This window comes from Streptomyces sp. NPDC007872 (genome assembly GCF_042868165.1).
GTDB lineage: Bacteria > Actinomycetota > Actinomycetes > Streptomycetales > Streptomycetaceae > Streptomyces.
Genome location: NZ_JBIAEA010000002.1, coordinates 1,054,379 through 1,066,095, shown reverse-complemented (window position 1 = coordinate 1,066,095; position 11,717 = coordinate 1,054,379). Strand labels below are relative to the sequence as shown.

Annotated in this window: 9 protein-coding genes; 1 reads left to right on the top strand and 8 read right to left on the bottom strand. The window is 73.7% G+C overall.

Annotated features, from left to right (window positions below):
* Window positions 1-75: 75 nt before the first annotated feature.
* The 7 genes from ACFYNX_RS09905 to ACFYNX_RS09875 all read right to left on the bottom strand — a co-directional run bounded on the left by ACFYNX_RS09905 (window position 76) and on the right by ACFYNX_RS09875 (window position 9,851).
* Entirely contained in the window at window positions 76-3,024 is a 2,949-nt protein-coding gene (locus tag ACFYNX_RS09905) for a M14 family zinc carboxypeptidase (protein WP_388659502.1), read from the bottom strand.
* 220 nt (window positions 3,025-3,244) lie between these two features.
* Window positions 3,245-4,234, bottom strand: coding sequence for a DNA-binding protein WhiA (gene whiA, locus ACFYNX_RS09900; protein WP_030205188.1), 990 nt, complete (start codon window positions 4,232-4,234; stop codon window positions 3,245-3,247).
* On the bottom strand, window positions 4,225-5,250 hold the full coding sequence (gene yvcK / locus ACFYNX_RS09895) for a uridine diphosphate-N-acetylglucosamine-binding protein YvcK (RefSeq protein WP_030205190.1): 1,026 nt from the start codon (window positions 5,248-5,250) through the stop codon (window positions 4,225-4,227). Before yvcK ends, whiA begins: the two co-directional genes overlap by 10 nt.
* A complete protein-coding gene (gene rapZ, locus ACFYNX_RS09890) occupies window positions 5,247-6,155 on the bottom strand; it encodes an RNase adapter RapZ (RefSeq protein WP_125656345.1) in 909 nt (302 codons plus the stop codon). The genes yvcK and rapZ overlap by 4 nt, the downstream gene beginning before the upstream one ends.
* Entirely contained in the window at window positions 6,152-8,257 is a 2,106-nt protein-coding gene (gene uvrC / locus ACFYNX_RS09885; protein ID WP_388659498.1) for an excinuclease ABC subunit UvrC, read from the bottom strand. Before uvrC ends, rapZ begins: the two co-directional genes overlap by 4 nt.
* A gap of 110 nt (window positions 8,258-8,367) precedes the next feature.
* Window positions 8,368-9,267 carry a hypothetical protein gene (locus ACFYNX_RS09880; protein ID WP_388659495.1) on the bottom strand — a complete coding sequence of 300 codons (900 nt, stop codon included), beginning with the start codon at window positions 9,265-9,267 and terminating at the stop codon, window positions 8,368-8,370.
* Complete coding sequence (locus ACFYNX_RS09875) at window positions 9,264-9,851, bottom strand: papain-like cysteine protease family protein (RefSeq protein WP_388659493.1); 588 nt, start codon at window positions 9,849-9,851, stop codon at window positions 9,264-9,266. Before ACFYNX_RS09875 ends, ACFYNX_RS09880 begins: the two co-directional genes overlap by 4 nt.
* A 226-nt stretch (window positions 9,852-10,077) precedes the next feature.
* Here ACFYNX_RS09875 and ACFYNX_RS09870 point away from each other — a divergent pair, with 226 nt between their 5' ends.
* Window positions 10,078-11,007 (top strand): hypothetical protein, encoded by a 930-nt coding sequence (locus ACFYNX_RS09870; RefSeq protein ID WP_388659490.1) that lies wholly within the window; start codon window positions 10,078-10,080, stop codon window positions 11,005-11,007.
* A gap of 62 nt (window positions 11,008-11,069) precedes the next feature.
* Here the strand turns inward: ACFYNX_RS09870 and ACFYNX_RS09865 are convergent, their stop codons facing one another.
* Window positions 11,070-11,513, bottom strand: a complete 444-nt coding sequence (locus ACFYNX_RS09865) for a Rieske (2Fe-2S) protein (protein WP_365540838.1) — start codon at window positions 11,511-11,513, stop codon at window positions 11,070-11,072.
* Window positions 11,514-11,717: the final 204 nt, after the last annotated feature.

The window sequence follows — 11,717 nt, the reverse complement described above, 5'->3', positions numbered from 1 at the left end:
TTTTGTCCCGACTACTCTCCGTCAAACGGTCGGGGCGCCGCCCTCAGTGGCGGAGGGCCCCGGCGGTGGAGGACCTCAGCGGTGGAGGGCCTTGAGGGCGCGGCCGAGAAGCCGGGCCCGTTCCGCCGTGCCGGGCACGTGCTCCAGGCCGAAGCCGAGGAGGACGGTGTCCCGGGTGGTGACCGCCGCCCGCGAGTGGAAGAGGGCGGCGGAGCGCGTCCAGTCGGAGCCGTTGCCGGGGCTGCCGGCCGGGGCGCCGGGCGTGGACCAGGCGCCGAAGGAGGTCTCGAAGCCCTCGGCCTCGGTGGTGGTCCCGGTGACGAGCCGGACGTCGTCGACGAAGGCGCCCGTCCCGCCGGTGCCGGGGTCGGAGACGTACGAGAGGGAGAGCTCGACCTTCCCGCCCGCCCAGGCGCTCAGGTCGACGGAGGCCTGCCGCCAGCCGTTGGACGGGCCGGTGAAGGCGTTCCAGGAGCCGGTGGTGCCGGTGGTCGCGCAGTCGTCCTCGCCGACGGTGAGGTAGTGGGCGAGGAAGGGGTGGGCGCGGACGTAGTAGCCCTCGCCGCAGTCGGCCGGGGGCTCGGCGGAGGTGCCGCCGTGGGTGTCGGGCAGGGTGGTCCAGTCGTCCTGGCCGACGGTGTGGGCCTCGACGACGAGGTTGTCGTAGCCGGGCTCGGTGTCGTGGCTGACCTGGAAGTCCAGGCGGGGCTTCGCGGACGCCGGGACGCCGGTGAGGTCGACGGTCCTGGTGAGCCGGGCCCAGGTGTCGTCGGCGTGCTTCACGGCCGCGAAGGTGGCGCCCTCGGCGGGCTCGAAGGGGGTGCGGACGCCCGGGTAGTCGCCGGCGGAGGCGCTGCTCGCGAACTGCGGGAAGTCCTTCGGCTTCAGGGTGTCGGAGGTGACGGTGTACGCGCCGGCGTCGTCCAGCGGGTTGCCGGGGGCCGCGCCGAGACCGGCCCGTACGCCTCCGAAGGCGCCCGCGCCGGCGAAGGCGGACGGGTTCTTCAGCCCGGCGCGGTGGTAGGCGCCGAGGTAGTACTGGGCGAAGTCGTCGGTCTCGGCGAGGCCGACCCGGGTGGACCCGCCGGCCTTCTCCCCCGCGTTGATCAGCTTGCCGCCCTCGTTGAGGTAGGAGCGGACGGCCGGCTCGGCGGCCCCGGAGGGGCGCTCGGCGCCGGTGTACCAGACGACGGCGTCGAAGTGGGAGAGGACGCCGAGGGCGTCGGGGGCGCCCTGGACGGCGACGTCCCAGACGGCGGCCTTCCGGCCGTTGGCGGCGAGCGCCTTCACGTAGGCGGCGGTGTGGCGCCCGGCGGTGGTGCCGCCCTCGTCGGCGAGGACGAGGACGTCGCCGCGGGCCCGTTCGGCCACCTCGTAGGTGAAGGGGGCGGAGGCGGTGGCGCGGCCCTCGCGGGTGCGGGCGGTGAAGCGGACCTCGACGGAGTCGCCGGGCCGGGCGCCCGCGACCTCGGCGCGGTACTCGTCGAAGTAGAGGTTGTCCTCGCCGCCGTAGGTCTCGCCGCCCTTCCAGGCGCGGAGCTCCTCGCGGTGGACCCGGCCGCCGTTGACGCGGTATTCGAGCGTCTTGCCCCGCAGCGACTTACGGGCGGTGACGGCGACCTCCTGCTCCCCGCCCCGGGCGTAGGAGGTGGCGAAGGCCTTCGGGGTGAAGTCGGGGGCGTCGGCGCCGACCGGGGAGACGGGCCGGTCCGGGTGGGCGGAGGACTCCGCGACGGCGAGCGCGAAGGGCACGTTCTTGGCGAACTCGGCCTGAATCAGCTTCTCGTCGTCCGGGAAGGTGAAGACGGAGGCGCAGTCGGCCGGGTTCCAGGCGTCGTTCGGGTCGACCCGGGAGGCGGTGGCGCAGGTGGACATCTCCGGGGTGAACATCTGCATGCCGTTGACGTTGGCGGCGTGTCCGTCGGCCTCGCCGTTGGTGGTGTACAGCTCGGAGGAGACCTGCGGCCGGTAGCCGGGCACGGCGGAGTTCTCCGGGGTGCCGGCGAGCGCCTTGAGGGCCACGTCGTCGGGGGTGTCGGTGGCGACCTGCCAGCCGACGCCGTACAGCAGGAGCTGGGCGGCGGAGTGGTAGTTGACGCCGTACGCGAAGCCGATGCGCTTCTGGAAGGCGTCGATGGCCCTGGTCTCGGGCTCCGACATGGGGCCCTTGCCGCGGAAGGTCTCGTCGGCCGGGTCGGGGGACGAGCCCTCGTTGTCGTAGCCCCACTTGTAGGCGAAGTTCCGGTTGAGGTCGACGCCGTCGCCGGGGCCGATCCGCCCGTCGCCGTCGTTGTCGCGGAGGTTCTTGCGCCACTGGCGGTCGGCGGGGGCGGCGTGGGTGTGGTCGTAGCCGTCCGGGTTGGCGGAGAGCACGAACCACAGCTCGGTGGTGTCGACGATCCGGGTGATCCGCCCGTCCTTGCCGTAGCCGTCGAGGTAGTGGTGCATCAGCCGCCGGGTCATCTCGGGGGTGATCCACTCGCGCGCGTGCTGGTTGGACATGTAGAGCGTGGCGGGCTTCGACCCGTCCTTGCTCCGCCCGGCGCCCTTGCTGATCTTGAGGGCGAGGATGTCCTGGCCCTTGAGGGTCTTGCCGATCGGGACGACCTTGGTGAGGCCGGGGTGGGTGCGGGCGGTGTCCAGGATCTCCTGCTTGAGGCCGCCGGGACCTCCGTACGGGCGGAAGACGCCGTCGCCCGCGGCGGCGACCCGCTTCTCGGCCCGGTCGGACAGGGCGTGCTCGGCGAGGTCGACGCCCTCGCCGCGCAACCGTCCGGCCTGGGCTCCGGTGAGGAAGAGCTCGACCGTGGCGGTGCCCTTCGCGGGCACCCGCTCGGTCAGTTCGTGGGCGTCGGCGCCGGCTTCGAGGAGGAGCGGAACCTGCTCCCGGGTGACCTCGGCGTGCCATACGGAGAGGGCGTCGGCGTCGCGGTCGTCCGGCCGCGCTCCGGCGCCGGGCGCCGCCGCCACTCCGGCGATCAGCAGTGAAGCCGCGGCGAGGATCGATCTCGCTCTGCGTCCCATGAGCTCCCCTTGGTGTCGTCCGTCTCGAAGGTGAACAGATCTCTCGGGTGGAACGGGTCTCGCGGATGGAACGGGTCTCGCGGATGGACAGACGACAGACTCATGGGCGCCCCGGGGGGCGTCAAGGGTGCCTCCCGGCGCGTCGCGCCTGCCGGAAAAAGAACTGCCGGTGCGTCAGAAACGCACCGGCAGGGAAGAGTTGACCGAAAAGCCATCGGCCTCAGCCGACCAGGCTGTCGTCCAGCTCCTCGGTGAGGTTGGACTCGGTCCCGGGGATGCCCAGGTCCTGCGCCCGCTTGTCGGCCATGGCGAGCAGCCGGCGGATCCGCCCGGCCACCGCGTCCTTGGTCAGCGGCGGGTCGGCGAGCGCGCCCAGCTCCTCCAGGGAGGCCTGCTTGTGCTCCATGCGGAGCCGGCCGGCGGCGGCGAGGTGCTCGGGCACCTCCTCGCCGAGGATCTCCAGGGCGCGCTGCACCCGGGCCCCGGCGGCGACCGCGGCGCGGGCCGAGCGGCGCAGGTTGGCGTCGTCGAAGTTGGCCAGGCGGTTGGCGGTGGCGCGGACCTCGCGCCGCATCCGCCGCTCCTCCCAGGCGAGCACCGACTCGTGGGCGCCGAGCCGGGTGAGCAGGGCGCCGATCGCGTCGCCGTCGCGGACGACGACCCGGTCCACGCCCCGCACCTCGCGGGCCTTCGCCGCGATGGAGAGCCGGCGGGCCGCGCCGACCAGGGCGAGGGCGGCCTCCGGCCCCGGGCAGGTGACCTCCAGGGAGGAGGACCGGCCCGGCTCGGTCAGCGAGCCGTGCGCGAGGAAGGCCCCGCGCCAGGCGGCCTCCGCGTCACAGGTGGCCCCGGAGACCACCTGCGGGGGGAGGCCCCGGATGGGGCGGCCCCGGCCGTCGACCAGACCCGTCTGGCGGGCGAGCTGGTCGCCCCCCGCCACCACCCGCACCACGAAGCGCGAGCCGCGCCGCAGACCGCCGGGGGCCATCACGATCAGCTCCGAGCTGTGCCCGAAGATCTCCAGGATGTCCCGCTTGAGGCGGCGGGCCGCCATCGCGGTGTCGAGCTCCGCCTCGATCACGATGCGGCCGCTCACCAGGTGCAGCCCGCCCGCGAACCGCAGGATCGACGAGACCTCTGCCTTCCTGCAGCAGGTCCGGGTGACGGGAAGCCGGGAGATCTCGTCCTTCACCGCTGCCGTCATCGCCATGGGCCGATCCTTCCATGCATCCGAAAAATACGGTCGTACGCGGCGGCCAGCAGCTCCGGGTCGTGCTTCGCGGAGCCGTCGGGCCGGGCGACCGGCGCCAGCTCGACCGCGGCGCCGAACCGCTTGGCGGCGTCGGCGAGGGAGTCGCGGTCGGGCACGGCGGCCTCGTCGGCCAGCACCACGTCCAGGGCGAGTTTAGGGGCGTGTCGCCCCAAAACCTCCAAATGACGCTGCGGGGAGAAGCCGTCGGTTTCTCCGGGCTGCGGCGCGAGGTTCAGGGAGAGCACCTTCCGGGCCTTGGTCTCGGCCAGCGCGTCGAGGAGCTCGGGGACCAGGAGGTGCGGGATCACCGAGGAGAACCAGGAGCCGGGGCCCAGGACGACCCAGTCGGCGTCCAGGACGGCGGCGACCGCCTCGGGGACGGCCGGCGGGTCGTTCGGCACGAGGTGCACGGACTGCACCTCGCCGGGGGTGAGCGCCACGGTGGCCTGGCCGGCCACGGTGTCCACGTCGTCCGGGCGCTCCGGGTCGTGGCCCTTGACCAGGGCCTGGAGCTCCAGGGGCACGGCGGACATGGGCAGCACCCGGCCCTGGGCGCCGAGCAGCAGGCCGACCAGGTCCAGGGCCTGCACGGGGTCGCCGAGCTGCTCCCAGAGGGCGACGATCAGCAGGTTGCCGACGGCGTGTCCGTTGATCTCGCCCTTGGACTGGAAGCGGTGCTGGATGACCCGGGCCCAGGTCTGGCCCCAGTCGTCGTCGCCGCAGAGCGCCGCGAGCGCCTTGCGCAGGTCGCCGGGGGGCAGCACGCCGAGCTCCTCGCGGAGCCGGCCGCTGGAGCCGCCGTCGTCGGCGACGGTGACGACGGCGGTGAGGTCGCCGGTGATCCGGCGGAGCGCGGCGAGGGAGGCCGAGAGGCCCATGCCCCCGCCGAGCGCGACGACCTTGGGCTGGGCGCCGCGTCTGCGGAGCGTGCGCCGCACCGTGAGGGTGGAGGCACGCCGGCGGTACGGCTTCACTCGCGCCCCATGTCCCGGTGCACGACGACGGTCTCGACCCCTTCGGAGGCGAGGCGGGCGGCGAGGCGCTCGGCGGTGGCCACCGAGCGGTGCTTGCCGCCCGTGCAGCCGACGGCGATCGTCACGTACCGCTTGCCCTCGCGGCGGTAGCCCGCGGCGATCAACTGGAGGAGCTCGGTGTAGCGGTCCAGGAACTCCTTGGCGCCGGGCTGGTTGTAGACGTAGTTCGACACCTCCTCGTTGAGGCCGGTGAAGGGGCGCAGCTCGGGGACCCAGTGCGGGTTCGGCAGGAAGCGCATGTCCACGACCAGGTCGGCGTCGACGGGCAGGCCGTACTTGAAGCCGAAGGACATCACGGTGGCCCGCAGCTCGGGCTCCTCGTCGCCGGCGAACTGGGCGTCCATCTTGGCGCGCAGCTCGTGGACGTTCAGGCTGGAGGTGTCGATCACGAGGTCGGCGTCGCCGCGCAGCTCGCGCAGCAGGTCGCGCTCGGCGGCGATGCCGTCGGTGATGCGGCCGTCGCCCTGGAGCGGGTGGGGCCTGCGGACCGACTCGAAGCGCCGGACGAGGGCCTCGTCGGAGGACTCCAGGAAGACGATCCGGCGGGTGACCTGCTTGGCGTCGAGGTCGGCGAGGGACTCCCGCAGGTTGTCGAAGAACTGCCGGCCGCGGACGTCCACGACGACGGCGATCCGGGCGACGTTGCCCTGGGAGCGGGCGCCGAGCTCCACCATGGTGGGGATCAGCGCGGGCGGCAGGTTGTCCACGACGAACCAGCCGAGGTCCTCCAGACACTTCGCCGCGGTGGACCGGCCGGCCCCGGACATGCCGGAGATGATCACCAGCTCGGGAATGGCCGCCTCGGCGCCGTTGTCGCCGGGGATCTCCTTGGTGCCCGTACTCACGTGTCCTGCTCCGTCTTCTCGGTGGTGCTCGTCGTGCCGTGCGCGCGCGGCCGTGCCGTGCCGTCCGCGTCGTCCTCCATGATCTCGCCCGTCGCCGTGTCCACGGCGGGGGCGACCGGGGCCGCCGGGGCGGGAGCCACGTCGTCCTCCATGATCTCCCCCGTCGCCGTGTTGACGGCGGGGGCGGCGGGAGTCGCCCGGGCCAGGGCCACGGCGACCGCCTCCGCGGTCTTCCGGCCCATGCCGGGGACCTCGCAGATCTGCTCGATTGTCGCCTGCCGGAGCCGTTTCACCGAGCCGAAATGCTTGATCAGGGCCTGCTTCCGGGTCTCCCCGAGGCCGGGGACGGCGTCGAGGGGCCCGGTCCTGAGGCGTTTCGTCCGCTTGGACCGCTGGTAGCGGATGGCGAAGTCGTGAGCCGTGTCACGCACCCGCTGGAGAAGGTACAGGCCCTCGCTGGAGCGGGGCAGCACCACCGGGTCGTCGTCGCCGGGCAGCCAGACCTCCTCCAGGCGCTTGGCGAGGCCGCAGACCGCGACGTCGTCGATGCCGAGCTCGTCGAGGGCGCGCTGCGCGGCGGCGACCTGGGGCTGTCCGCCGTCGACCACGACGAGCTGCGGCGGGTACGCGAACCGCTTGGGCCGCCCGTCGTCCTCGGGGTCCTCGGCCGGGACCTCGCCGTCCCCCCACTCCCCCGTCCGCTCCTTCTCGGCGAGGTAGCGCTTGAAGCGGCGGCCGATCACCTCGTGCATGGAGCGGACGTCGTCCTGGCCCTCGAAGCCCTTGATCTGGAAGCGGCGGTACTCGCTCTTGCGGGGCAGTCCGTCCTCGAAGACGACCATGGAGGCCACGACGTCCTCGCCCTGGAGGTGCGAGATGTCGAAGCACTCGATCCGCAGCGGCGCCGAGTCCAGGTCCAGGGCCTCGGCGATCTCCTCCAGGGCCCGGGAGCGGGTGGTGAGGTCGCTGGCCCGCTTGGTCTTGTGGAGCACGAGGGCCTGCTGGGCGTTGCGCGCGACGGTCTCCATCAGGGCCTTCTTGTCGCCGCGCTGGGGCACGCGCAGCGAGACGAGGGAGCCGCGGCGGCCGGAGAGCCAGGCGGAGACGGCCTCGGCGTCCTCGGGGAGCGCCGGGACCAGGACCTCCTTGGGGACCGTCTCGCCGCTCTCCTCGCCGTACAACTGCTGGAGGGCGTGCTCGACGAGCCCGGCGGTGTCGACGGCCTCGACCTTGTCGGTGACCCAGCCGCGCTGGCCGCGGACGCGTCCGCCGCGCACGTGGAAGATCTGGACGGCGGCCTCCAGCTCGTCCTCGGCGAGGGCGACGAGGTCGGCGTCGGTGGCGTCGGCGAGGACGACCGCGCTCTTCTCCATGGCCCGGCGCAGGGCGGCGACGTCGTCGCGGAGCCGGGCGGCCTTCTCGTACTCCATGTCCTCGGCCGCGATCGTCATCTGCTTCTCCAGACGACGGATGTACGTGCCGGTGCGGCCGGCCATGAAGTCGCTGAACTCCTCGGCCAGTTCGCGGTGCTCCTCGGGGCTGACCCGGCCGACGCAGGGCGCCGAGCACTTGCCGATGTAGCCGAGGAGGCAGGGCCGGCCGGCCGAGGCGGCGTTCCGGAAGACCCCGGCCGAGCAGGTGCGGACGGGGAAGACCCGCAGCATGAGGTCGACGGTCTCGCGGATCGCCCACGCGTGCGCGTACGGCCCGAAGTAGCGCACGCCCTTCTTCTTCTGGCCGCGCATGACCTGGACGCGGGGGAACTCCTCGTTCATGGTCACCGCGAGGTACGGGTAGCTCTTGTCGTCCCGGTACTTGACGTTGAACCGGGGGTCGAACTCCTTGATCCAGGAGTACTCCAACTGGAGCGCCTCGACCTCGGTGGACACGACGGTCCACTCCACGGAGGCGGCCGTGGTCACCATGGTGGCCGTGCGCGGGTGCAGGCTCGTGAGCGGCTGGAAGTAGTTGGCGAGGCGCTGGCGCAGGGACTTCGCCTTGCCCACGTAGATCACCCGGCGGTGCTCGTCGCGGAACTTGTAGACCCCCGGGGAGTCGGGGATCTGACCCGGCTTGGGGCGGTAGCTGGAGGGGTCTGCCATGGTCCCCACCCTACTGGCGGGGACCGACACTCCGACCGGACGCACGGGTGCGCCCGGTCCCCGTGCGGACGGGGTGGGGACCCGTCCGCACGGGGCCGGCCGGGGCCGGGTCAGGCCGTCGGGACGTTCCCGGCCGCCCGGCGGCGGCGTATCGCGGTCGCGGCCGTCAGGGCGAGGGCCAAGGAGGCGCCGACGCCGGCCGCGGTGGCGGCGGAGGCCCCGGAGGCGTCCGTGCGGGGCGCCGGGGCGGCCTGCGGCGCGGGAGCCGCTTGTGCCGCCACGGCTTCCCGCGCCGGGGCCGCCTGGGGCCCGTACCCGCCCGCCGCGCCCTTCTTCGCGTAGGCGGAGCCGGGGAGCTTGTCGCCGTACGCCCGGGCGACCCGCTCCCGGTAGGCGGCAAGGCTCGTCCCGTTCTTCCCGACGGCCCGCACCGCGTCCTCGTCCAGCGGGAGCACCTTCGCGCCCTTCTGGACGTACCAGGCGTCGATCTGCGGCTCGCGGAAGACGAGCCCGCCGGGCAGCAGGCGCCCGCCCTGCTCCGCGTACCGGATCTCGTCGTCGCCGGTGGCGATGTTCACCACCTGCCAGCCGTCCGCGCCCTCGACCGTCCACAGGGAGGCCTTCCGCCCGTCCGGGGCGACGGCCCGGCTGGCGCGGAACTCGACGCGGGCGACCGGGGCCCCGGCCTTCCCGGCGACGAAGTCCGGGGAGAGGATCCGGACCGGGACGGAGGAGCCCTCGACGCGCGGGGCGCCCCCGGCGTCCGGGGCGCCCGCCGTACGAGCGGCCCCGGCGTCGTGAGCGGCTCCGGCCCCGTCGCTGGCGAAGAACCGGGACAGGGTGTCCAGGGTCCCCTGCGCGGAGGCGGCCCGCTCGGGGGTGGCGGCGGACGGCAGGCTCTCGGCGGCGGCCGCCGGGAGGGTGCCGAGGGCGGTGAGGGCCGCGGCGGTCAGGAGCCCGGCGGCGGTGGCACGCGCGCGTGCCGTGGTCGCGGTGATCACGGTGGTCACGCCCCGATCCGGTAGAGCGAGTGGGTCCAGGAGAAGGAGCTGTTGTCGACGTACCAGGAGTGCGAGGCCCAGTTGTAGCGGTCGCTGGAGGGCCAGGGGTCGCCCCAGTAGACCCAACTGCTCGCGTCGTCGTAGCCGTAGAGCACGTGCATGTGCCCGCCGCCGCTGGACCACTGGATGCGGGTCTCGATCGGCCGGTCGGCGTTGATCTCGGTCTGCACGGTGGGGTAGCGCAGCCAGCCGGTCACGTACGAGCCGGTGCTGATGCCCGCCCAGCCCAGTCCGGTCTGGACGTTGCCGAGGGTGGCCTGGTTGTTGGGGCAGTCGTAGCCCTGCTGCCGGTTGAAGGCGGCGTTGCAGAACTGGTTCTGGCTGTAGGAGCGGCCGAACCAGGTGGCGATGGTGTTGCCGGCCGCCGCCCAGCACCAGTTGGTCTTCTGCTGGGCCTGCATCGTGATGTTCAGCCGCTTGGCGGCGAGGGCGGAGGCGTCCTCACCGGCCGGCGCGGCGGACGCCGAGGTGGTGGGGACGAGGAAGAGGGCGGCCGCGGCGAGCGCCGCGAGGTTCAGCTTTCTTCTGCGCATCGCGTTCCTCCCGGGTGGGGGTGGGGGTGTGGAGGAGCGCGTCCGGACGCTGGTCAGGAGCATCTGCCGTTGTCCGGTCCGGGTCAACACGCTTCAATGCGGGATGACATCGGACTGTGAACGGTGTGGCCCGGGTGTGAACGGACGCCCTCGGCCCACCTGCCCGCCCGTCCCCGGCGGTGCGACGGTCCGCTCCCCCACCGTGAACGTTCACCGAGGAGTCCTCGTGAGCCACACCGAGGCCGATCTTGCGCAGTTGCTGCACACCGGTCCCTTCCACCTGGCGCTGCGCACCGCGCTCGCCGTGCGCGGGCTGCCGCTCCAGCGGGTCCAGCACCATCTGGCGCACCGGGGCGTCAGGGTCGGGGTGACGAGCCTGAGCTACTGGCAGCAGGGGGCCCGCCGCCCGCAGCGGCCGGAGTCCCTGAAAGCCGTCCGGGCCCTGGAGGAGGTCCTCCAGCTCCCGGGGAACTCACTGCTGCGGCTGCTCTCGGAGGACACGGCCGCCCGGTCCGAGGCGGAGCGCCCGGCGGGCCGCCCGTACCGCTCGCTGGTGGAGGCGTCCGGCTCGGTCGAGGGGCTGCTCGCGGAGATGGAGTGCCCGACGGACGGAGGGCTGCACACGGTGGGGCACCACGAGCGGGTGCGGATCGGGGCGGGGCGGGAGCTGGTGGGGCGCGAGTCCCAGCACGTGGTGCGGGCGCACCGGGACGGGGTGGACCGCTATCTGGCCATCCACCACGGGGATCCGGGCTGCGACCCGTCGCGGGTGGCGGTGCGGGCGGTGGAGAACTGCCGGACCGGGCGGGTGCGGTGGCACGCCGGGACGGGGGTGCTGGTCGCGGAGCTGCTCTTCGACGCGCGGCTGCGGGCCGGGGACACGTACCTCTTCTCGTACGGCTTCGAGGACGGTACGGCGGGGGCGAGCGGGGAGTACGTGCGCGGGTTCAGCTTCGCGGGCGGGCAGTACGTGCTCCAGGTGCGCTTCGACGAGGCGGCGCTTCCGGTGCGGTGCCGGAGGTTCGCGCAGGTCTCGGCGGGGGCGCCGCGCGGCGGCCGCGCGGAGCTGACCCTGACCGGCCGGCACCGCACGGTGCACCTGCTGGAGCAGGGGGTGCGCCCGGGGATCCTGGGGATCGACTGGGACTGGTCCTGAGGGCCCGAGGTCTTCTGGGAGCCGGGGCCCCCAGGCCTTGGGGCCCTCGGACCTTGAAGGCCTCAGACCTTGGGGGCCTCGGCGGTCTCGGGCCCGGCGACGAGCCGGCCGGCCTCGACGCGGATCGGGACCTCGGGCAGCGGGACGGTGGCCGGGCCACGGACCGCCTTGCCGGTCGTCACGTCGAAGCGGCTGCCGTGGCAGGGGCAGTTGCCCTCGTTCTCCTCGACCTTGTCGAGGACGCAGCCGGCGTGGGTGCACTGGGCGCTGAAGGCCTTGTACTGACCCTTGGCGGGGCAGCTCACGACGAGGCGCTGCTCGCGGTAGAGCTTGGAGCCGCCGACGGGGACCTCGTCCGGGGCGCCGAGGGGGACCGGGGCGGTCGGGGTCGGGACCTCGGCGTGGCCGAGCTTGGACTCGGTGGAGCAGGCGGCGACCCCCAGCCCGGCGGCACCGGCGAGGGCGGCGCCTTTCAGTACGGTGCGACGGCTGGACTGGCCGGACATGAGCGCTCCACGGTGAGATCGGGGACGAGACACCCCAGCGGTGACCGAACCGACGATACCGGCGGGCCCCGCTCCGGCGTCGCGGGGGCCGGGGGCCACGCGCACGAGGACGTGCGGATACGGCGACGCCCCCGGCGCGGACCCGCGCCGGGGCGGCGGGGGTCCGTGCGCGGGGGCGCGGCGGTCCGGCAGGGTCCCGGGCGG